We start from the raw sequence: 21,157 nt of genomic DNA on the forward strand, positions 1-21,157 counted from the left end.
CCTCCATTTCCTAAGCGCCCACTAATGTGTCGATCGGTCGGGCGTCTATCCTTTTTCCATTGGACTGCCTACAGCCGCGGCATGAACCGTATCCGGGAAATTGCCGACCCCTTCCTGATGTTGCTGATCGCCATGGTGGCGCTGGCCTCCTTCCTTCCCGCGCGGGGCGAGGGTACGCATATCGTTGGCATCCTTGCGGATGCGGGCATTGTGCTGCTGTTCTTCCTGCATGGGGCGAAACTATCGCGCGAAGCGATCTGGAGCGGGGCGACGGCGTGGAAGCTGCATCTGGCGACGCTGGGAACGACATTCGCTCTGTTTCCCCTGATCGGTCTGGCGACGCAGCAGGTGGAAGCGATCCCCGGGCAGATGCGAGCGGGGCTGTTGTTCCTGACGCTGTTGCCATCGACGGTGCAATCGTCGATCGCCTTCACGGCGATAGCGCGGGGCAACGTCGCGGCGGCGGTGGTGAGTGCGTCCTTCTCCAACCTGCTGGGGATCGTTCTGACGCCGGTGCTGGTGGCATTGCTGATGCAGAAGAGCGTCGGGGGGACGACCGGCGGTCTGATCTCCCTATCGGCGGTGGAGGGGATTGTATTGCAGTTGCTGCTGCCTTTCCTGCTGGGGCATCTGGCGCGGCCGTGGATTGGTGGTTTTGTGTCGCGGCACAAGGCAATGCTGGGAAGAGTGGATCGCGGATCGATCCTGCTGATCGTCTATTCCGCGTTCAGCGCAGCGGTGGTCGAGGGGCTGTGGCATAAGGTGTCGCGGGCAGAATTGTTGTTGCTGGCGCTGTTGTCGATTGCGATTTTGGTGCTGGTGCTGCTGTTTACCTGGGGTCTTGGGCGCTTGCTGGGATTGTCGCGGGAAGATGCGGTGGTGCTGCAGTTTTGCGGGTCGAAGAAGAGTTTGGCGACGGGGGTGCCGATTGCCGGGGTTTTGTTTCCGGCGAGTGCGGTGGGGCCGATATTGTTGCCGTTGATGTTGTTTCACCAGATTCAGTTGATGGTTTGTGCCGGACTGGCGCGGCGTTATGGAAGTCGTGAAGGAAATGGTGAATAGAACGGGATTTTCCGAAAGTCCGTGAGTTGTTATACATATGTATAAGTATGACGCGGTCATTATCGGGGGTGGGCATAATGGGCTGGTGTGCGCATTCTATCTGGCGCGCGCGGGTTACCGGGTCCGCATATTGGAGCGGCGGCACGTCGTAGGCGGCGCGGCGGTGACGGAGGAGTTCCATCCCGGTTTCCGCAATTCGGTCGCCAGCTACACCGTAAGCCTGCTGCATCCCAAGGTCATCGCGGACATGGCGCTGGCCGACCATGGCTATCGCGTGATCGAGCGGCCGATCGCCAATTTCCTGCCGCAGCCGGACGGACGCTATCTGAAGGTGGGCGGCGGCATCGAAAAGACGCAGGCGGAGTTCGCAAAGTTCAGCGCGAAGGACGCGGCCGCCCTGCCCCATTATCAGGACGCACTGGAGGCGATAGCGGACCTGTTGCGCGACATGATGCTGAAGGCCCCGCCCAACGCGGGCGATGGCCTGTCGATGCTGACGGCGGCATTGTCGCAGGGGCGGCGCTTGGGCGCATTGTCGCTGGACGAGCAGCGCGACATGCTGGACCTGTTCCTGAAATCGGCGCGCGCCTTTCTGGACGGCTGGTTCGAAAGCGAGGCGGTGAAGGCGGCCTTCGCCTTTGACGCGGTGGTCGGCAATTATGCATCGCCCGATACGCCGGGCAGCGCCTATGTCCTGCTGCACCACGTCATGGGGCAGGTGAACGGCAAGAAGGGCGCATGGGGCCATTGTGTCGGTGGCATGGGCGCGATCACCCAGATCATGGCGAAGGTCGTCCGCGCGATGGGCGTGGAGATCAGCCTGGAGGCGCCGGTCGACCGGGTGCTGGTGGACGGCGGACGGGCCGTCGGCGTCAGGCTGGAAAGCGGGGAGGAGGTCATGGCGGCGGCGGTGATCGCCAATGTCGGCCCCAAGCTGCTGTACGAACGGATGATGGACCCGGCTGATCTGCCACCCGATTTCCGCAAGCGCATTCGGGGGTTCAGGACGGCATCGGGCAGTTTCCGCATGAATGTCGCGCTGTCGGCGCTGCCCGACTTTTCCTGCCTGCCGGGACCGGGCGAGCATTTGCAGGCCGGGATCATCATCGCGCCGGACATGGACTATATGGACCGCGCCTTTACCGATGCGAAGGTGAAGGGCTGGTCATCCGCGCCGATCGTCGAGATGCTGATCCCGTCGATCATCGACGACAGTCTGGCGCCGCCGGGATGCCATGTGGCGAGCCTGTTCTGCCAGCAATTCGCGCCACAGCTGCCCGATGGCCGAAGCTGGGACGCGGCGCGGAGGCAAGCGGCGGATGATGTGATCGCGACGGTGGACGCTTATGCGCCCGGCTTTGCTGCATCCGTGATCGCCCGGGACATATTGTCGCCGCTGGACCTTGAGCGGAAGTTCGGGATGGTGGGTGGCGACATCATGCATGGCGCGATGACGCTGGACCAATTGTGGGCGGCAAGGCCGGTGCTGGGCCATGCGGGTTACCGCGGACCTGCCGAGGGGCTTTATATGTGCGGCGCGGGCACCCATCCGGGCGGCGGGGTGACGGGCGCGCCGGGACATAATGCCGCGCGGGCGGTAATGAAGGACATGGCGCTGGGCGGACGGCTGTGGCGGCGGAAGCGTGCCGATTGAGCCTGCCGGTAGGGGCATCGAGTCTGCGGCATGAAGGGGCGCGGAGAGAGATTCGCGCGGCACGAACAGGCGCATGGACCTCACCAACCCCCTAAATATGTCGAATCCGGCACGAAAATATCGGTTAATGGGCAAAAACACCCCTAGTTGCGGGCGATGAGACAGGTTAAGACCCGTCGTCCACGAAAGGGAGACGATCGATGAACAATACCGAACTCGCCGAAGCAGTTGCAGCCGAGCATGGCCTGACCAAGGCCGACGCCCGCAAATATGTGGACGGCGTGTTTGCCGCTATCGCTGGCGCCGCTGCCAAGGGTGACGAAGTTTCGCTGAGCGGCTTTGGGAAGTTCAAGGTCAAGGATCAGCCGGCACGCGAAGGCCGCAATCCGTCGACCGGCGCAACCATCCAGATTGCAGCATCGAAGAAGCTGACCTTCACGCCCGCAAAGGCGGTCAAGGATCAGCTGAACGGCTAACAGGCCGGGCGCCCCTTCCGGCAAGGAACGGGGCGCCGCGAATGTTACGATTGCATGACGTGCAATCGACATGCCAATCTAAACAATTGTCAGGAGAGGATCGCGGCGGCAAATGCCGCCCTGCCTTTCAGGCATCCTCTCCTAAAAACTCATTAGGCCGGTCCTTTTTGGACCGGCCCTTTTTTTTGGTCCGCAACGCGACGGCCGGTTACTTTCGGCGATGGCAGCGTATTTTGGATGCGCATTCCGCGCTCCTCCCCCAGCGACGATACACAAGATGGTTACGGCCTAAATTGTGGGCAGAGCCACGTTCAATCAACATCTTCACCCATCATGTCGATAACGATCTGGGACAAGATCAGCCCTCTACTAAGGACGCCGCAGCAGCGGAACATCAGAAGCGTCCATCATAGGGACAGATATCGCCACACTAGAAGAGTGAAGGCGATTTACATTTGAGTTGAAAGCGCGCAGAAGGTCGCCACAGTTATTCAGTGCGGAGAAGCGTGCCAATGTCTGAAAATTCGCAGCCCGACATCACGACGCTCACGGTTCAGCTTTTGAGTGCGTTTGTCTCCAACAATTCGGTTACGAGCGAGGGGCTCGCCGAGCTTATCCGGACAACCCGGATCGCCTTGACTGAAGATCCGGCTGCGGAGTCTGCCGAGGCGCAGGCAGCGACTTACACACCGGCCGTTTCCGTTCGCAAAAGCCTGTCGTCACCCGACCACATCCTGAGCATGATCGACGGCAAGCCGTACAAGACGCTGAAGCGCCATTTGGCGACGAATGGTCTTTCGCCAGACGAATATCGCCAGCGCTACAATCTGCCCAAATCCTATCCGCTGGTTGCGCCCAGCTATTCCGAAGCGCGCCGCGCCGTTGCCACGCGCCTCGGCCTGGGACGCAAGCCCGCAGCCGCCAATGGCGTGAAGGCAGCTGCACCCGCGCAGGCGGATGCAGGCACCAAGGCGGCGCCGAAGGCAGCCGGTGCCGCAGCAAGCGCCAAGGCGCCCGCGGGCAAGGCGGCGAAGGCTGCAAAGCCCGCCAAGGCAGCGGCGAAGCCCGCCGCAAAGCCTGCCGCCGCTTCGGCAAAGGCGGCTGACGGCGCGCAGCCCAAGGCGGCCAAGGCAGCACGCAAGCCTCGCGCAAAGGCGGCAGCGGCCGGATCAGAAGCCAAGAGCTGACGCTTCCTTCCTTTTCGAGATAAGGAACGGGCCGTTGCGGTCGACGCAATGGCCCGTTCTTCGTCAGTCGTCCCTGGCGGTCACGCGCACCGGTACATGGCCCACCCGCTTGGCGAGTTCGGCCGCATCGGTCAGTTGCAGGCGGCCCGAACGCAGGATCACATCGCCACGCCGCCGCATCTGTTGCAATGTGCGGTTGACGTGAACGGACGTCAGGCCGAGGGCATCGGCAAGAGCGTTCTGCGTCAGCGGCCATGCAAAGCTGCCCTCGCTCACCAGGCCGCACAGCGCCAGACGGTCGCGCAATTCCAGCATGAGATCCGCGATCCGTTCCTCCGCGCTGAGGCGGCCGAGGCGCGTGATCTGGGCAAGCAGATAGGCTTCGTCCAGGGCGTGGCTTATCCGGTAAGCCTGCTGAAGCGCCGGGGAGCCGATGGAGGGCGCGGCGCAGACCGTCAGCTGGCTGAGCGCGACGACGGTCGATACCGACAAGGGGCGGTCGTGATGGCAATTGCCGACGAGGTCGCCGGGCAGGATTATGCTCATGATCTGCCGCCGTCCATCGGGCAGGAAGCGCGTTCGAGCGGCCCAGCCATTGAGTATCAGCAGCGGGTTCAGAACAGGCGCGCCCTCCGCGATCAACTCGCGGGCGGGCTTCAATATGCGGCTGCGCAGGGCGGCATCGGCCAGCGCCGCCTCCGCATCCTGATCGAGAGGGGTGAGCGCGGAAAGCCTGCGGATGGCGGGGCGCGCCGGAGCGGACAGGCGGGTGATGACGGTCATGGCCGGGCGACCGGGTTGGTGGCGGCGGGTTCACCGATTGACTGCCCCATCGCGAACCGCTTTCCGAACCGGGGCGCGCCAATGGACGGCGAGCCGTCCCTAATTGTCATGGATAGCGGCAAGTACTTCATTGGGAATGCCTGTCCCATTTCACGGACCTCCAGAAGCATCGATTTTGCCTGCAAAGGTTAATATGAACGGATGGGAAACGATGTTGGAGGCGAAAGGGTCCACATGTGGTGGTCAACCTGGACCGGTTCGTCTTAAGCCTGCCAATGGAGTTTGGCATTCGCCCGATGGCGTCGCGGGCGATGGAGCATTACCCGCGTCAGTACATGCGCGTCATTGGGGGGTGACAAAGAAGCATCGAACGCGGGGAATTAGGTAGAGTATCGACGGACTCCGTGGGCCTGTTCCATCGGTGATGCGGTCGGGGCGGTCAGAGACCAAGTTCCCCCTGTCGCGGGCGCACTGGCGCCGATATTGGCGGGGAAAGCGGCGGCTGCATGGGCGGAATGGCGGCGGATGCTATCAGAATGCGAGCGAGGCCGGTCAGCGTATAGACGGCCTGTCGCTGTGCGCCGCGATTATGGTGATCGACGCGGTAGCCCTGATAATGACGGCGCAGCAATCCCGCCGCGACCATTTCCGATACGGCGCGGCTAAGGTTGGTCTTGCCCGAGGCGCGGACGCGCAGCTTCACCTCCTCTTCGACCGCGAGACTGGCGGCGTCGGGATCGGCGGGAAGGCGCCCCTGTGCGGCAAGTTCGGCTCGCACGCGCGCGGTCAGCGCCATGCGGCGGGGATCACGGCCGCCCATGGGGGTCAATGCGTCACACAGCCAGTCGCGCAGGGGCTGCAAGCCGCCCTCTTTCGCCACTAACGGGCCGGCGCTGCCGTCCGGGCGCGCCGCTTCGGCAATCAGGGTCAGCAGCATGAAGGCGTAGCGGGGCCGCGTGCTGACATGGGCAAGCCGGTCCAGCAGGGCAGACAAATCGCCACTGGCCGAAGAACGAGGCTTGATCGAACCGTGAAACATAGCGGGGACGAATCAAGCACAGGTGGAGGCCAATGTGAATCCCTTGTGTTGGGAATTGGTCGCTTTTGTCGCGAATGACACTTTGCCCGAGGGTAAAGTGTCATTGTTGGCACTTTGGTCGGTGGGGTAGTTGACGGAAAGAGGACGGCGATCAGTGGAGGCCTGAACCACCCCCCGCCAGTTCCTTGGCGATGGAGCCGACCATGTCCTTGGCATCGCCGAACAGCATCTGGGTGTTGCTGTTATAGTAGATCGGGTTGTCGATCCCGGCAAAGCCCGCGTTCATCGAGCGCTTGATCACGAACACCGACTTGGCGCGATCCGCCTCGATGATCGGCATCCCCGCGATCGCGCTCTGCGGATCGTCCCGGGCCGACGGGTTCACCGTGTCGTTCGCGCCGATGATCACCGCAACGTCCGCCTGCGGCAGTTCGGGGTTGATGTCGTCCAGATCGACCAGCTGCTCATAGGGCACATTGGCTTCGGCCAGCAGCACGTTCATATGACCGGGCATGCGCCCCGCCACCGGATGGATCGCGAACTTGACGTCCACGCCCTTCTTGGTGAGCGCCTGGTACAGCTCGCTGACCTTGTGCTGCGCCTGCGCGACCGCCATGCCGTAGCCGGGAATGATGACCACGCTGCTGGCATTTTCCAGCTGCATCGCGGCTTCCTCGGCAGACGCCGAGCGCACCACCCGGTCGTCCTTGCCGCCCGCAACGCCCGCGACCACCTTGCCGAAGCCACCGAACATGACATTGGCGAAGCTGCGGTTCATCGCCTTGCACATCACCAGCGCCAGAATGAAGCCCGACGCCCCGTCCAGCGCGCCCGCGACGATCAGCAGCTTGTTGCCCAGCGCAAAGCCCATGGCGGATGCAGCAAGACCGGCATAGCTGTTCAAGAGCGCGATCACGGTCGGCATGTCCGCGCCGCCGATCGGGATCACCAGCAATATGCCGAACAGCAGCGCCAGCGCGGCGAAGGCCGGGAACAGCCAGGTCTGCGTCGGGTCAAGCGCCAGCGTCACGCCGATCGCCACCGTCGCCAGCGCCACCGCGCCATTGACGATGCGCTGGCCGGGGAAGGACACAGGACGGCTGCCCATCAGTTCCTGCAGTTTGGCAAAGGCGATGATCGAGGCCGTGCAGGTCAGGAAACCCAGCAGCATTTCGAACATCAGCGCCCACATGATGAAGCCGCCCGCATATTCGGCATGGGCATGCTTATAATATTCGGCCGCGCCGATCAGGCCAACGGCCAGCGCGCCAAAGGCGTGGGAGATGGCGGTTCGCTGCGGGATCGCCGTCATCGGCATCAGCAGCGCCATCGGAATGCCCGCCGCCGCGCCCGCGATCATCGCGATGATGATGAGGTTGTAATCAACCACCTCATGGCTAACGAGCGCGCCGATGATCGCGATCACCATGCCGATCTCGCCCGCGCGCACGCCGCGACGGGCGGTCGAGGGATGGCTCATCCACATCAGCGACAGGATGAACAAAGCGGACGCGACAATCGCCGCGAAGGGTACGAAAGCGTCCATCTGTTACTTCCCCCGCGGCTTGAACATCTTGAGCATGCGATCGGTGATCATGAACCCGCTCACAAGGTTCACCGTCGCGCAGAACACCGCGATGAAGCCCAGTGTCTTGGCCAGCGGCGTCGCCCCCGCCTCACCCGTGATCGTGATCGCCCCCACAATCACAACCGCCGCGATCGCATTGGTCAGCGACATCAACGGCGAGTGCAAAAGCGGCGATACCTTCTTGATCAGCTGAAAACCAAGAAAAGCCGCCAATATGAAGACGAACAGATAATCTGCATTGAAAGCGTTCACTGATTTATCCCCTGTATTCAGGCCGCCGCTGCCTGCACGAAGCGCGGGTGGACGATTTCGCCATGGCGGGTCAGCGTCACCGCTTCGACCAGCGCGTCATCGGCGGGCATCGTCAACCTGCCTTCGGCCTTGTCCCAATAGGCTTCGATGAAATTATAGCAGTTGCGCGCGAACAGGTTCGACGCGTCCACGGCGACCTTCGCCGCCCCATCGACAAGCCCGATGAGCTTGACCCCATGACGCAGCACCATTTCCCCGGCGACGGCCCCTTCGACATTGCCGCCGTTTTCTGCCGCCAGATCGACGATCACGCTGCCCGGCTTCATGCTTGCGATCTGCGCGTCACTGATGAGGCGCGGGGCGGGCCGTCCGGGGATGAGGGCGGTCGTGATGACCATGTCCTGCCCGGCGATATGCCCGCTGACCAACGCCGCCTGACGCTGCCGATAGGCTTCGCTCATTTCCCCGGCATAGCCGCCTACCGCTGCGGTCAGTTGGTCGCCGTCCTGAATCTCTTCGAATATGGGCTTGGCGCCCAAGGACATGATCTGCTCGCGCGTTTCGGGCCGCACATCGGTGGCGGATACGACCGCGCCCAGTCGCCGTGCGGTCGCGATCGCCTGAAGGCCCGCAACGCCCACGCCCATGACGAACGCCTTGGCGGCAGCGATCGAGCCTGCGGCCGTGGTCATCATCGGCAGGCAGCGATTAAGTTCGGTCGTGGCCCGCGCGACAGCATGATAACCAGCGAGATTGGCCTGGCTGGACAATATATCCATCGCCTGCGCGCGGGTGGTGCGCGGGAGCAGTTCAAGCGCCATCGCTTCCACTCCCAAATCGGCATAAGCCGCGATCCTGGCCGGATCGGCAAAGGGTGCCAGGCCACCGACCAGCTTCGTTCCCCGACGAACCCCGAACAGGTCGGCGGCGGCCGGAGGACGCACGGTGACCACGACATCCGCCTGCGCCAGCGCTTCCTTGCGATCCGCAATCAGGGCGCCCTGCGCGGCATAGGCGTCATCAGAAAAGCCTCCAGCAAGACCTGCACCGCGCTCAACCAGCGTCGACAGGCCAAGCTTTGCATATCGCGCAACGATCGAGGGCGTCATGGCTACGCGATGCTCACCAGCCACCTGGTCGGCCAGGACGGAAATATTTACCATCGATCCTCTCTCTGCCTCAGTCAGCCGGGCAACGCTCACCGCAGCTGATGTGCCTCGCGATGCGGGAATAGCCCGATTCAGCCCCCGGGGGGCGCGTCAGTGATACATGTTATCTGACATATGTCAATTATCAACGCGACCCACGCGCGATCGCGCAGCGGGCAGTCATGGAGCAGGCGCCGTCATGAAGACTGGCGCCTGCCCAAAGGTTCAAAGCGAAATGCCGCCGTCGACGCAGGTGATCTGGCCGGTGACATAGGACGCCTGTTCGGACGAAAGGTAGAGCACCATGCTGGCAAGCTCCTCGCCCCGACCCGGCCGATTGCCCAAGCGAATGCGGCTGGTCATCCATTCCAGCGCTTCGGCCCCAGCGTCGCCGCCGGTCATGGCACGACCCGGATCATCGAGCGAAGCCTCCGTCTTGTCGATCGCGCCCATGCCGAAGTTGAACCAGCCCAGGCGGACGACATTCGCGCGCACTCCATAGACAGCCTCTTCCGCCGCCAGATAAAGCGCCATGCTTTCCAGACCCGCCTTTGGCACCGCCGACTGACCGTCGCGATCGAAGCGACGGGCGTTGCCGAAGCTGGTGCAAACAGTGATGACGCCCTTGTTGGCGCGCATCTGTTCCTTGGTCGCGCTGATCACATTGAAGAAACCGAACAGTTCGGTCTTGACGAGAAATTCCATGAAGCTCGGCTTCACGTCGGCCAGTTGCAGAGTGTTGTCCCACATCGGCCCGGACGCATAGATGACCGTGTGGATATGGCCGAAACGCTTCACCACGCCGCTGATGCATTGTTCGACAGCCTGCAAGTCGGTTATGTCCAGCTTGCTGGCTGATGCCGTTACCCCTTCGCTTTCCAGTTCATTCACCAACGCATTCGCCTTGGTTTCATTGCTGTTGTAGGTGAAGGCGATATTGGCGCCAGTCTTTGCAAAGGCGCGCACGATCGCCGACCCCGCGCCGCCGGTTCCGCCGATGATGAACACGGCACCTTCGCGCCGCACCGTCAAATTATAGGTCATTTCTTCCTCTCCATAAGTCCGCGTTGCAAGCACCCAATCCGCCAGCGAACGCCCGTCAGTGCCAAAGGTGTTTGCATATTACCTGACGGTTGTCGTTCATTTAGTCAATGACCAATGCGCTGTGCCGCCACCAATGGGCCGCCTCCCCCGCCCCATTTAGTCGGTGCCGCCATTTATCAATTTGACGAATGAAGGCATATTCGTTAGCAGACATTTGTCGTTTGTCGAGAAATCAGCGACGGAGGAGCAGGGCATGCGCCGCTCCGGGTAGAGGATGAATGATCATCAAAAGGTCACCAAAAGCGCTGCATAGCGGAGGGCCAGCTCGCTCAAGGGCCAGGAAATACGCCGGTTTTCGGACCTGCGGCATGTCCTTGGCCACCCGCGGCCGACATGGTCCAATGCCGTCGGCGAAGATCGGATCCCTCGCGCGATTACCCTCACCGTCGAATCAAGCATCTGACAATTGTCTTTGAAGGAAGCAACGCCATGAGTGATTTTATCTTCACACCCGCCCTCGCTATCACGCAGATCGCTTTTGTGGTGCCGGACGCCATCGAAGCCGCCCGCGCCCATTCCCGCCGTTATGGATCGGGGCCGTTCTGGGCAGTCGAACATTATCCGCTTCACGTGCATCGCTATCGCGGCAAGGACAGCGTCATCGACGTTACCTCCGTCTATGGTCAGTGGGGCAATATCACCGCCGAATTCGTGCAGCAGCATGATGATGAACCGTCCGCCTATCGCGACCTGGTGAAGAAGGGCGAGTCGCGGATTCATCATTTCGCCATGTTCGTCGATGATCTGGACAAGCGGATGGCGCAATATGAAGCTGAAGGCTGTGAGGCTGCTCTTTATGGCGAAACCTTCCCTAATGGTATGGGCCGCTACGCTATCATGGATACGTCGAAACAACTTGGCGTGATGACTGAACTTTATGAAGAAGAAGGCACCCGTCCCTTCTACGACCATATGAAGAAGTCCGCAGAAGGATTTGATGGAACCGATCCGATCCGCCGGATGCAGTTCACCGACCTTTAAGACGAGGTGGAGTCGCCCCGACAGCTGACAGGTCGGGGCGGCTCCTGCATGTGGCAAACGGATTGTGCAAGCGGCTACTTCCCCGCCAGATTCAAATCCGAGCCGTGAATGCGGCCAGAGCATGGTGCCTTAAATCAGAATCGCCCTCTGTTACCGTTCGCCCTGAGCTTGTCGAGCCGAAGGCCGACGAAGCCAACGGCTTTTCTTCTTTGAGAAAGGGAAGGGCTTCGACATCCGAATGAGGCGAGTGGCTCTTTCGGACAGCCCGAACGGGGTTGAGTGATCCAGATAAAAGGCACGATGCTCTAATTGATATACGCCCACGCAGCCGCGACACGCCGGGCCATCCAAATACTGCCAGCAGCGAAAAAGGGAGGGTAGCCAGCGCTACCCTCCCTTTCTTTATTCCCTGCGCCATTCGGACGGGAGCAATGCCCCCGCCCGCACCGCTCTGTCGTCGTCAGCTGCTCAGATGCGCCGTAGCGCGCGCGGCCACTTCGCCCAGTTCGGACAGGATCGGGTTGCGGCGAAGCGTGAGCCCGCCATTCACCTGAAGATTCTGGCCGGTCATGAAACATTCGTCGGATGCCAGCCACACGACAGCAGCGGCAATATCTTCGCGCGTGCCAAGGCGGCCGAGCGGATATTCCTTCGCAAAGGCGTCGATCAGTTCCTTCACGCTGAAGCTGTCGCCAGCCATTGGCGTTTCGGTGAGGCCCGGCGAGATGGAGTTCGCCCGAATGCCGCGCGCCCCATATTCGTTGGCGACAGTACGGATCACATGGTCGATTCCGGCCTTGGTGCCCATATAGGCGGCGTGATTTTCGAGCATGATGGTCGCCGTGGCGGAAGAGATCTGAATGATCGATCCGCCCTGCCCCATGACCCGCAACATCGCCTGGATGAAGAAGAAGGGACCTTTGAACTGGATGTCCATGATCTTGTCGAGATCGGCCTCCGTCGTTTCATGGGTCGGCTTCATCAGCCCCCAGCCAGTTGCGTTCACCCCGACGTCCAGCTTGCCATAGGTTTTGACGGCAAAGTCAGCGGCGGCTTCGACATCGGCCTTGCTGGTAATGTCCATCAATATGTAGCTACCGCCGATCTCTGCCGCTAGCTTGCGCAACGGCTCTTCGTGACGACCGGTCACGACAACCTTCGCGCCCTCCTGAGCGAGGCGCTCGGCGATCTTCTGGGCCATGTTCTGTTCGCCCGCAGCGCCGGTGACCAGTGCTACTTTTCCTTCAAGCCTCATATTCAACTCCTGGGTTTGTCCGGCGTCCACCGCAGCCTGATGAAAAGCGAAAAAGACCGGGCCACCTCGCCAGGCTGACGAGGCGGCCCGCCATGTCGTGTCAGAAGCGCGCGGTCAGCGACGCGCCCCAGGTCCGGCCCGGCGACGGGTTGGCCCAGTCGATGAAGGTGAATACCGCCTCGCCCGACGTGTAACCGTCGTACGTGGTGTTGTCGGTCACGTTCTTGACGAAGCCCGCGACCTCGAGCGTGGTGTTGCCGCTCACCGGGAACTCGTAGCGTACGCCGAGGTCGATCTTTGTCACCGGCGGGATCGACGCACGCGGATCGTTGATCACGTCCGTTTGGTACCGCGACGTATGGAACAGGGCCGCGTTCAGGCCGATGGTCCCCGGACCGGCGTCGAAGCTGTAGTCCGAAATCAGACCACCGGTCCATTTCGGGGTGCGCCGCAGCTTCAATCCGGAAAGGTCCGTTTCTCCCTGACCAAGATTGCCGATGAAGTTCAGATACTTCGCTTCAAGATAGCCGAGCGATCCGGAGATCGTCCACCCCCGCATCGGCGCAACGGCCAATTCGGCTTCGATGCCCTGATAACGAGCCTTGGCGGCGTTCAGGGTGTTGGTGACGTTCGTGGTTCCGACGACCTGAAGGATATTTTCCTGCTTGTCGCTCAGCGTGTTGTGGAACGCGGAAAGGTTCAGGCGAACCCGGTTATTGAGGAATTCGGTCTTGAGGCCGATCTCGAACGCATCCATCGTTTCGGGCAAATAGGCCTGTGTTGCGGTAACCAGGTTGCCAGGACGACCGTTGAAGCCGCCGGTGTTGTAACCACGGCTGTACTGGGCATAGGCCATGACGTCGGGCGTAAACTTATATTGCAGGTTCACCTTCGGCGTGAATTTTTTGAACTTTGCGCGCCCTGCAACGCTTCCGACCAGCGGCCCGATAACATCATTGTCCCGCACGGTAGAAAATACGGGACCCCACAAACTATAGGCAGTCGTCTTCCTGTCCCAGGTCTGACGGGCACCAACCGACAACTGCAGTTTTTCGGTGATGTCATAATCCGCCTGGAAGAACAAGGCGAAGGTCTTGTTGGTCTGATGCGTATCGTAGCGGTTGAGTGAATTGAGGAAGCCTACGCCCGGCGGAGTCGAGAAAGTCGGCAAGCCGTTCGTGAGGATCGGACTCCCCGTGGTGAGAAACCCGTCGGGCAGCATCGACACGTCAAGCGACGGATCTTGCACCTCCGTATAGGAGTAGTTCATGTAAAATGCACCGGCAACGACGTTGAACGGCCCGTCGAACGACGTTTCGAAGCGGGCCTCCTGCGAGAACTGCTTGGCATCGACCCGCGCCTTGTCGCGGAACAGCGCAAAGCGGGTTGCGTCGAAATCGCTGGTCTGCCGTTCGTGGAACTCGCGATAGCCGGTCAGCGAAACGAATTTGACCTGATCGGTCAAATCGTACGACACTTCACCGGTCACCGCAGTCATGCGCAGAGATGCGGGAAGCTGGGTCGTTTCGACGACATTCTTGCCCTTGTCGAGATTGGCAAGCGGGCCGCAGACGATGCTCGTCGCCGGATTGTAACAGGTCGCGTTTGCGCCACCGACATAGCCCGGCAACGGATAGGGGATAAAATCGGGGACGTTAAGGGGCGTATAGGGCGGAATCTGGCTGTCGTTTTCCAGCCGGTCGAATGCCAAATAGATGTTCAGGCGATCGGTGGGGGTTGCAACAGCGGCGAGCGAGTATTGCCGGACATCACGATCGCCCTCCCGTCCGCCGGTCACGATGTTGCGGAACTGGCCATTGTCCTTGCGCACCGAAACGGTCGCCTTGACCGCGAGCACGTCCTTGATCACCGGGGCCATGATGTAGCCTTCGTAGTCGTTCTGGCCGAAGCTGCCCACCGTGAAGCGCACCTTGCCCGTCGTGTCCGCCGACGGGTCGGGCCGCAGGCGGATCACGTTGATCACCCCGCCGGTCGTGTTCTTGCCGTTCAGAACGCCCTGCGGGCCGCGCAGAACCTCCACGCGCTGGACATCGTACGCATCGATGAGCGCGCCGCGCTGGAACGCGATCGGAATGCCATCGAGCGTGATGCCGATACCGGCCTCGACGCTGGGAAGCACGTCCTGGATCGAAATGCCGCGAAGGCTGAGCTGCGGAACATCAACCGCTGCGCCTGAACGTGTGACGGTCATGCCTGGCACGAGGCCGCGAAGGCCGGTCAGGCCGTCGACGCGGGCCTTTTGAAGCGTGTCATTGCTGAACGCGGAAACGGAGACAGGCACGCTTTGAAGTGGCTCGGCGCGCTTTTGCGCGGTGACGATGATGTCCGAAAGTCCTTCGGACTGCTGCTGCTGATTGGCTGCGGTCGCGTCCGGCGCTTGCTGCGGCTCTGCGGCCAATGCCGCCTGAAAGCCGCCCAACACAGTTGCGATCGCTATCGCCGACGAAAATGCCAAGCCTCGCATATGCCCTCCCCATTTCAACGCTGATTTTTGATCCGATGTGGCCGCGACTCTTTCTGAATCGACTTGTCGCCACACAAGTGTGCTAGCTAACTGCTTTTCGCCGGAGGGTCAACAGTGAAGGGGCCGCAACAAGCGCTCATGAGCTTTTTATCTGACATATGACGTTTATTTTTTTCCTGTCCCGCGCCGGTCCTTGATGCATCACGTCGTCGCTTGAATATCAGACGTTCGTCATTTATCGTGAGGTTATGCGGTGAGAGCCAGGCTCCGACCGCGATCGCAAGGAGTGGATATCAGATGAGCGTTTATCTTCAGGCAACGTTGGAACTCGATTATGAGACGCTTCCCGTCTTTTTGAACATAGTTCCTGAGATGAAGCGCATCGCCGAAGGCGCGGGGTGGGAGATGATCGCCGGGCTGGTCACCAAGATCGGGCGGGCCAACACCGTCATCCATCTTTGGAAATTGCCCGACATGAATGCTTTCGATGCCGGTATCCAGGCGATGGCGAGCGCGCCTGAAGGTGGCAAAATCTATCAGGAAATCTGCCGGAGCGGTGCGAAGGAAACGCTGATCTTCGCTGATGCAGCGCCCTATTCACCGGCGCATTGATGCAAAGCTGAAAATGAAACGGCGGGAGGTTTAGAGCTTCCCGCCGTTTTTATACTGGCGCCCCCCGGCCACAGTGACTGGGGGCCGTCCTAAATTACAGCTGATCCAGCTCCGCCATTATATCTTGCGGCAAGACTGTCATGCAGGCCTGCGCATTGGCGTAAACCTGTTCGGGCTTGGTCGCCCCGGCGATCACGGATGAGACGAAGGGCTTTGCGGCGAGCCAGCCGAGGGCCAGCTTTACCATCGGAATGCTGGATTTACGGGAAATCTCCCCGAGACGGCCGACCTTCTCAAATCTTTCGGGTGTCAGGAACTTGTCGAAGAAAGGTATCTGCTTGAGGGTTTCCAGACGGCCCGAACTGTCGTCGCCACCCAGATATTTGCCGGTCAGCAGCCCGTTGGCGAGAGGGAAGTAGGGCAGAAACCCGACACCATTGGCGACCATCAGGGGCGCAAGTTCGCTTTCGACATCGCGTGCCAGCAGGCTATATTCGGATTGGCATGATATGAAAGCCGCACGATTTGTGGCTCCCGCCGCGTCCAGTGCTTCAGCCAGTTGCGCGGCGCTGTGGTTCGCACAGCCGACATAGCGCACCTTGCCTTCCTGAATCAGCTGGTCGAATGCGGCCAGCGTTTCGCCGATCGGCACCTTCGGATCGGGATAATGCAGCTGATAGAGGTCGACATAATCGGTGCCCAAATTGGCCAGGCTCTCTTCCAGAGCCTGACGCACATAGGCAGGGGCAGCGCCCTGATTATCGTCGCTGTCGCCAACCTTGTCGCCGACTTTCGTGGCGATGATGACGGAATCCCGACGGCCTCGGAAGGCTTCGCCGAGGATGCGTTCCGATTCCCCCGGAGGAAAACCATAGTTGTTGGCGGTGTCGAAGAAGTTGATCCCGGCGTCCAGCGCAGCCGAGATCACCTCAAGGGATTTTTCCTTGTCCAGGAACCAGCCGAAATTATTGCAGCCAAGACCAGCGATAGAGACTTTAAGGTCGGATTTCCCGAGATTACGCTTTTCCATGTCGAGAATATCCCCTTCAGGGTTGGCCATATATGTAGCGGATGGGATCGGACCCGTCCCAGCCGTCGGCGGCATCCCGCACCATCTTGTAAAAGTCGCTGACAACGGCCTCTTCATAAAATTCGGTCAGCATGCCGAACTCCTTGCGCGTGTCCATCATCGCATAAGGGCTGGGCTTGGAGTCGCCGAGCGGTGAGACGACGGAATAGAGGATGTTATCAAAGCCCTTGCTCTCATAATCCTTTATCGCCGCGTGAATGTCGTCAACGAACACCGTCATATGGTGCAGGCCGGGACCGCCGGTCGGATAAAGTTCGCTGTAGGCCGATGGCGTGTCACAATGCTGTTCCACCAGTTCGACCATCACATCGCCCCATTGGCCGACGACACCTGTCGTATCGAGGTCGATTTCCTTGCCGCGATAGGTTTGCAGGTTATGGGGAAGGTGCGCGAGCACGAAGAAGGGGCCGGAGCCGAAGCGGGCCATGTGTCGGCGCGCCCATTCGATCGCGTCCGGTACAACGAATGCGATCTGCCGTACCTTTTTGAGTTGGCCTGAAACAGGGTCCAGGAACATCGAGCCTCTCCTTGTCTTTAGAGCGCCGCCCGAAGATGCGGGCGCACGTCTTGCGTTTCGCCAGTTACCGGACGACATCCGTTACACCAAAGGCGCTGCGGACGCGTACGCCGCAGCGCCGTTCGTCATTCAGCGGCGATGGACATTCCATTTTCGGCGATCAGTTGATCAATGCGGTCGTGATAATGGGAAATCCGCTTTTCCTGCCCGGCGAGTTCCGCGCCATTCCACCCGCGCGAATGCATGCCGCGCTGCTGCGCCTCCATGATACCCGCATCGCCGTCGAGCGTGATACCAAGGCTTCCTTCGCCAAAGTTGCGCCATTCGCGTTCTACAGGCGCCCGCACGGTGTCGGCCACGCCGCCGGCCGAGGTCAGCATCTTGGTAAAGAAATCCTCTGAACCCGTCGCATAGAACCAGGTGTCGAAGGTGCATTTTTCCGGGTCGGTCGGGTGCGGCCAGGCGCGCAGGAACAGCATGCCATCCGAAAAACAGGTCAGCGTCAGGTTGGGGAAGATCGAATAGAGGAAGGTGTCGGTCAGCTGCGCGTCTTCCATCCGGTCATAATGGCTATGGCCGCGCTCGACGCCCAGCTTCCGCTTTTGCGCGATGATCGCTTCGCGGATCGCCAGCGGCTTGTCTTTGAAATCTTCCGGCTGCAATTCCCAGGTCTTGAGATCCTGGATCAGATATTCGTCGATCGCCAGCTTGCCATCGGGCAGATAGCGCGAAGGCTGGCTGCCCGGCGTCACAAGGCGCGCATGCCCGTTCTTCAGCGTTTCGATGACAGCCGTCACATAATAGGGCTCGTTCACATACAGCCCCTCCGGATGCGCGGTGGGGATGTGATATGTTTCGCGGAAATTGTCCGAAATGATCTTCCAGTTGCAGGGCATCCGCACCGATATGGCCTGGGTGCAGTGCATCTGCTCGAAGGGATAGCGCGCCAATGGCTCGTACAGTTCGCCCAGATACTCCTTGAGAGGCATCGGGTTGGCGTCCATGTTCACCCAGACGAAGCTGGCGAAGGTCTCGCTGTTGATCTCGGCGAGGCGCTTGCGTCCGCATGGGGAGCCTGCACTGAAATCCTCCGGGTCCTGCGCGCCGATGCACTCGCCTTCCAACGACCATTTCCAGCTGTGATAGGCGCAGGTGAAGGATGGCATAGACCCTTCCGCCACGGACACCAGCTTGTTCCCGCGATGCTGGCAGACATTGTAGAAGGCCTTGATGCCGCCATCTTCCTGACGCACCACAAGGATGGATTCCGTACCAACCTCTTCCACCAGGAAGTCACCCGGCTCAGGAATCTGGTCTTCGCGGCAAACCACGAGCCAGCTCTTGGTCCAGACCGCATCCCATTCCCGCCCCGCGAAGTCGCGGTCGAAATAGCGCCAGCCCTGAAGTTTCGAAGAACGTCCGGCTCCTGCGTCGGCGACCAGATTTTCCGTCATTTCCATCTCCTGTCGATTCAATCCAGGCGCATCCCGGCGCGCTGATCCTGTTTCCAATCGTCCAGCTACATCCAACGGCCCGCTTTACGCGCACTGGGCAAAGGGCGGCCAGGTTCCGGACGATCATGCATAACGGACATTTGTCCGTCAATAGCGGAGTATCCTTCCTTCGCGGAGTCCGCACCTTCACGGCAGACCCCGCGCAAGATTTATCCTTGCGACGGCTTGTCCACCGCCTGGGCGATCTTCATCGCCAGATCTTCAGCAACCGGTTTCAGCATCGGTCCCAGCAGCAGGTTGAGAACCGGACCTGTGGCTCCACCCGCCTGAACATTCAGCCGGAAAGTGATCTGCGTGTTCGGATCGCCCGCATCTGCCACGGGCGCTGCCGCTTGCACATCGGCACTGTTGGTGACGCGCCGCAATAGCCAGCGGGACAAGCGTTCCCACAATCTGCTGAGCCAACCGCCGGAAGGAGAATGTGCGGGGACGGCGGCGGGTGGCACGGCATTGGGCATGCCTCCCCCCAGGTCGATCGCCAGAAATTCGCCCGAACCGGTGACAGGCTCCTGCAAGCCCTGCATCACGAAGGTCACGCGGCTAGGCTCGTTCCATTCCGTGACCTGAACCTTGAACTCTGCGCTGCGGGTCAGGCCGCCCAGTTCGCCCTTCACAACCCAGATGGATTCATCGCGATTGATCTTCTCGTGGCGCTGATACCCTGTGAGGAACGGCGCCCAATTGTCCATGTCCTCGACGAAATTCCAGACCTGAGGCAGGGAGGCGGTGACCGTTGTGGTATGTTCGACTTCGGGCAATGTCGCCTCCTTTTTCAGAACCTGTTGACGCTGGACGCCGCCTCGCGCCCGGCGATGTGGCCGAATACCAGGCCCGGCCCGATCGTGGCCCCGGCGCCCGGATAGGCCATGCCGGTGAAGCCGCCGGAGACGTTCCCCGCCGCGTAAAGGCCGGGGATGCGGCCGCCCCTGACATTCACCACTTCTGACTTGGCGTTGATCTTTGGACCGCCCTTTGTGCCGAGAACGCCGGAATAGACCCGGCAGGCGTAGAAGGGGCCTTGTTGGATCGGTCCTAGCGACTGGAGTGCCCCTTCGCGTGACGGGTCGCCATAATGACGGTCATATTTGCTCCGGCCGCGGTGGAAGTCGGGGTCCTCACCCCGTTCGACATTGGCGTTGAAACGCGTGACCGTGTCTTCAAGGCCATCGGGGTTTACGCCGATTTTCTCCGCCAGTTCACGTAGCGTCGGCGCGGATTCGAGCCATGCCGGAATCGGATCGCCCGGATAGCGCGTGCCGAACGGATATTTGTCGAGGAAAGTCGAATCGAGGATGATCCAGGCGGGCAGGTTCGGATAGTCGAACGCTACGGGATCGAAATTGCGGAAGGAGCGGCCAACGTCATTATAATTATGGGCTTCGTTGACGAAGCGCTTGCCCGCGCGGTTGACCATGATCGATCCGGGGGAGGCCCTTTCGCCGACCACCATGCGATTGAGTTGCTGCCCCTCATATTCGTCACCCGGAATGCGGATCATCGGCATCCACCAGGCTTCATGGGCGTTGGCCATGCTCGCCTGCGCTTCGGCCGCCATGATCAGGCCATCGCCCTCATTGAAAGGGGGGCTGAGCGGACCTTCGATGGGAGCGCCCATCAGGTCGGTCGCCATGTCCTTGTTCCATTCAAAGCCGCCGCTTGCCAGAATGACGGCGCGACGGGCGCCGATCCTAACCATGCGGCCATCCTGTTCGACCTCAATGCCGACAATGGCGCCATCGTCGATCACAAGACGGCGGCCACGGGCGTTGCGGCGAAACTCCACGCCCTTGTCCACCGCGCCCTTGATGAGGCCAGCCATCAGCGCCATGCCGGTGCCCACCATGCCCTTGGCGAGGCGGTCGCCGATGATCTCGGGGTCCAGCATGTTGGTCCCGTCATCAATGTCGGTCATCGCGACAGGAAGCGGGAAGCAAGGGGCCGAACGCAGGTGCGCGCGCAGTTCCCCCAACTCGCCCGCCGGGAAGAGGCCGGGGCTTACGGAGCGGCCGAAGGTGCCGCCGGGATGTTCCGGGTGATAGTCCGGCGTCTTGAGCGCCCGGAACGCCAGCTGGGTCTCTTGCTCAAGGTAACGCAACACGCCTGGCGCTTCATCGACATAGGTTTCGGCCAGTTCGATGTCCATTTTGCCGAGCGAAAGGCTGCGAAGATAGGTGAGCGCCTGTTCGCGCGAGTCGGTCGTTCCAACCTCGTGCATGTGGTGATTGTTGGGGATCCACGGCACGCCGCCCGACACGGCGCTCGTCCCGCCCAGCTTGTCGCTGCGCTCCAGCACCAGCGTCCTGCAGCCGCGATGCTGTGCCGCGATCGCCGCCGACACGCCCGCCGCGCCGGAGCCCATGACCACCACGTCGAAAACCTCATCCCATACCGGCATTATAGCTCTCCAGTC

General features: G+C 61.1%; 19 protein-coding genes. 6 read left to right on the top strand and 13 right to left on the bottom strand.

Annotated elements, in window-relative coordinates:
• Positions 1–81: 81 nt before the first annotated feature.
• The 4 genes from ACZ5U1_RS17335 (at position 82) to ACZ5U1_RS17350 (ending at position 4,379) form a co-directional block, all read left to right on the top strand.
• Positions 82–1,062 carry a bile acid:sodium symporter family protein gene (locus tag ACZ5U1_RS17335; protein ID WP_464780377.1) on the top strand — a complete coding sequence of 327 codons (981 nt, stop codon included), beginning with the start codon at positions 82–84 and terminating at the stop codon, positions 1,060–1,062.
• A 37-nt stretch (positions 1,063–1,099) separates the two neighbouring features.
• Complete coding sequence (locus ACZ5U1_RS17340) at positions 1,100–2,716, top strand: phytoene desaturase family protein (RefSeq protein WP_464780378.1); 1,617 nt, start codon at positions 1,100–1,102, stop codon at positions 2,714–2,716.
• 200 nt (positions 2,717–2,916) lie between these two features.
• Positions 2,917–3,192, top strand: a complete 276-nt coding sequence (locus tag ACZ5U1_RS17345; protein ID WP_097093579.1) for an HU family DNA-binding protein — start codon at positions 2,917–2,919, stop codon at positions 3,190–3,192.
• A 512-nt stretch (positions 3,193–3,704) separates the two neighbouring features.
• Positions 3,705–4,379 carry a Ros/MucR family transcriptional regulator gene (locus ACZ5U1_RS17350; protein WP_464780379.1) on the top strand — a complete coding sequence of 225 codons (675 nt, stop codon included), beginning with the start codon at positions 3,705–3,707 and terminating at the stop codon, positions 4,377–4,379.
• Positions 4,380–4,442: 63 nt separating this feature from the next.
• Here the strand turns inward: ACZ5U1_RS17350 and ACZ5U1_RS17355 are convergent, their stop codons facing one another.
• The 6 genes from ACZ5U1_RS17355 to ACZ5U1_RS17380 form a co-directional block, all read right to left on the bottom strand.
• A complete protein-coding gene (locus tag ACZ5U1_RS17355; RefSeq protein WP_464780380.1) occupies positions 4,443–5,162 on the bottom strand; it encodes a Crp/Fnr family transcriptional regulator in 720 nt (239 codons plus the stop codon).
• Between the two features lie 439 nt (positions 5,163–5,601).
• The gene (locus ACZ5U1_RS17360; RefSeq protein WP_464780381.1) at positions 5,602–6,201 is read right to left on the bottom strand and encodes a hypothetical protein; all 600 of its coding nucleotides are present in this window, start codon (positions 6,199–6,201) and stop codon (positions 5,602–5,604) included.
• A gap of 151 nt (positions 6,202–6,352) precedes the next feature.
• The gene (locus ACZ5U1_RS17365; protein WP_464780382.1) at positions 6,353–7,747 is read right to left on the bottom strand and encodes an NAD(P)(+) transhydrogenase (Re/Si-specific) subunit beta; all 1,395 of its coding nucleotides are present in this window, start codon (positions 7,745–7,747) and stop codon (positions 6,353–6,355) included.
• A gap of 3 nt (positions 7,748–7,750) precedes the next feature.
• On the bottom strand, positions 7,751–8,041 hold the full coding sequence (locus ACZ5U1_RS17370; RefSeq protein ID WP_196227069.1) for an NAD(P) transhydrogenase subunit alpha part 2: 291 nt from the start codon (positions 8,039–8,041) through the stop codon (positions 7,751–7,753).
• Positions 8,042–8,058: 17 nt separating this feature from the next.
• Positions 8,059–9,204, bottom strand: a complete 1,146-nt coding sequence (locus ACZ5U1_RS17375) for an NAD(P) transhydrogenase subunit alpha (protein ID WP_464780383.1) — start codon at positions 9,202–9,204, stop codon at positions 8,059–8,061.
• 210 nt (positions 9,205–9,414) lie between these two features.
• Positions 9,415–10,233, bottom strand: coding sequence for an SDR family NAD(P)-dependent oxidoreductase (locus ACZ5U1_RS17380; RefSeq protein WP_460988924.1), 819 nt, complete (start codon positions 10,231–10,233; stop codon positions 9,415–9,417).
• A gap of 489 nt (positions 10,234–10,722) precedes the next feature.
• Here ACZ5U1_RS17380 and ACZ5U1_RS17385 point away from each other — a divergent pair, with 489 nt between their 5' ends.
• On the top strand, positions 10,723–11,274 hold the full coding sequence (locus ACZ5U1_RS17385; RefSeq protein ID WP_449468953.1) for a VOC family protein: 552 nt from the start codon (positions 10,723–10,725) through the stop codon (positions 11,272–11,274).
• A gap of 460 nt (positions 11,275–11,734) precedes the next feature.
• Here the strand turns inward: ACZ5U1_RS17385 and ACZ5U1_RS17390 are convergent, their stop codons facing one another.
• Entirely contained in the window at positions 11,735–12,529 is a 795-nt protein-coding gene (locus ACZ5U1_RS17390; RefSeq protein ID WP_464780384.1) for an SDR family oxidoreductase, read from the bottom strand.
• Positions 12,530–12,629: 100 nt separating this feature from the next.
• Entirely contained in the window at positions 12,630–15,014 is a 2,385-nt protein-coding gene (locus ACZ5U1_RS17395) for a TonB-dependent receptor (RefSeq protein WP_464780385.1), read from the bottom strand.
• Positions 15,015–15,311: 297 nt separating this feature from the next.
• Here ACZ5U1_RS17395 and ACZ5U1_RS17400 point away from each other — a divergent pair, with 297 nt between their 5' ends.
• Positions 15,312–15,626, top strand: coding sequence for an NIPSNAP family protein (locus ACZ5U1_RS17400; protein WP_196227133.1), 315 nt, complete (start codon positions 15,312–15,314; stop codon positions 15,624–15,626).
• Positions 15,627–15,720: 94 nt separating this feature from the next.
• On the opposite strand, the gene ACZ5U1_RS17405 is transcribed toward ACZ5U1_RS17400, so the two are convergent.
• From ACZ5U1_RS17405 to ACZ5U1_RS17425, 5 genes are all read right to left on the bottom strand, one after another.
• Entirely contained in the window at positions 15,721–16,656 is a 936-nt protein-coding gene (locus tag ACZ5U1_RS17405; protein ID WP_464780386.1) for an aldo/keto reductase, read from the bottom strand.
• Between the two features lie 16 nt (positions 16,657–16,672).
• Positions 16,673–17,233 (bottom strand): VOC family protein, encoded by a 561-nt coding sequence (locus tag ACZ5U1_RS17410; RefSeq protein WP_464780387.1) that lies wholly within the window; start codon positions 17,231–17,233, stop codon positions 16,673–16,675.
• A gap of 125 nt (positions 17,234–17,358) precedes the next feature.
• Positions 17,359–18,687 carry an aromatic ring-hydroxylating oxygenase subunit alpha gene (locus tag ACZ5U1_RS17415; protein WP_464780388.1) on the bottom strand — a complete coding sequence of 443 codons (1,329 nt, stop codon included), beginning with the start codon at positions 18,685–18,687 and terminating at the stop codon, positions 17,359–17,361.
• 209 nt (positions 18,688–18,896) lie between these two features.
• The gene (locus ACZ5U1_RS17420; protein WP_464780389.1) at positions 18,897–19,505 is read right to left on the bottom strand and encodes a CoxG family protein; all 609 of its coding nucleotides are present in this window, start codon (positions 19,503–19,505) and stop codon (positions 18,897–18,899) included.
• A 14-nt stretch (positions 19,506–19,519) separates the two neighbouring features.
• A complete protein-coding gene (locus ACZ5U1_RS17425; RefSeq protein WP_464780390.1) occupies positions 19,520–21,142 on the bottom strand; it encodes an FAD-dependent oxidoreductase in 1,623 nt (540 codons plus the stop codon).
• Positions 21,143–21,157: the final 15 nt, after the last annotated feature.

The sequence above is a fragment of the Sphingobium sp. TomTYG72 genome (assembly GCF_055394715.1).

Coding starts and splice junctions, on each gene's coding strand:
- ACZ5U1_RS17335 (WP_464780377.1), top strand. CDS start 82: ATGAACCGTATCCGGGAAATTGCCGACCCCTTCCTGATGTTGCTGATC.
- ACZ5U1_RS17340 (WP_464780378.1), top strand. CDS start 1,100: ATGTATAAGTATGACGCGGTCATTATCGGGGGTGGGCATAATGGGCTG.
- ACZ5U1_RS17345 (WP_097093579.1), top strand. CDS start 2,917: ATGAACAATACCGAACTCGCCGAAGCAGTTGCAGCCGAGCATGGCCTG.
- ACZ5U1_RS17350 (WP_464780379.1), top strand. CDS start 3,705: ATGTCTGAAAATTCGCAGCCCGACATCACGACGCTCACGGTTCAGCTT.
- ACZ5U1_RS17355 (WP_464780380.1), bottom strand. CDS start 5,162: ATGACCGTCATCACCCGCCTGTCCGCTCCGGCGCGCCCCGCCATCCGC.
- ACZ5U1_RS17360 (WP_464780381.1), bottom strand. CDS start 6,201: ATGTTTCACGGTTCGATCAAGCCTCGTTCTTCGGCCAGTGGCGATTTG.
- ACZ5U1_RS17365 (WP_464780382.1), bottom strand. CDS start 7,747: ATGGACGCTTTCGTACCCTTCGCGGCGATTGTCGCGTCCGCTTTGTTC.
- ACZ5U1_RS17375 (WP_464780383.1), bottom strand. CDS start 9,204: ATGGTAAATATTTCCGTCCTGGCCGACCAGGTGGCTGGTGAGCATCGC.
- ACZ5U1_RS17380 (WP_460988924.1), bottom strand. CDS start 10,233: ATGACCTATAATTTGACGGTGCGGCGCGAAGGTGCCGTGTTCATCATC.
- ACZ5U1_RS17385 (WP_449468953.1), top strand. CDS start 10,723: ATGAGTGATTTTATCTTCACACCCGCCCTCGCTATCACGCAGATCGCT.
- ACZ5U1_RS17390 (WP_464780384.1), bottom strand. CDS start 12,529: ATGAGGCTTGAAGGAAAAGTAGCACTGGTCACCGGCGCTGCGGGCGAA.
- ACZ5U1_RS17395 (WP_464780385.1), bottom strand. CDS start 15,014: ATGCGAGGCTTGGCATTTTCGTCGGCGATAGCGATCGCAACTGTGTTG.
- ACZ5U1_RS17400 (WP_196227133.1), top strand. CDS start 15,312: ATGAGCGTTTATCTTCAGGCAACGTTGGAACTCGATTATGAGACGCTT.
- ACZ5U1_RS17405 (WP_464780386.1), bottom strand. CDS start 16,656: ATGGAAAAGCGTAATCTCGGGAAATCCGACCTTAAAGTCTCTATCGCT.
- ACZ5U1_RS17410 (WP_464780387.1), bottom strand. CDS start 17,233: ATGTTCCTGGACCCTGTTTCAGGCCAACTCAAAAAGGTACGGCAGATC.
- ACZ5U1_RS17415 (WP_464780388.1), bottom strand. CDS start 18,687: ATGACGGAAAATCTGGTCGCCGACGCAGGAGCCGGACGTTCTTCGAAA.
- ACZ5U1_RS17425 (WP_464780390.1), bottom strand. CDS start 21,142: ATGCCGGTATGGGATGAGGTTTTCGACGTGGTGGTCATGGGCTCCGGC.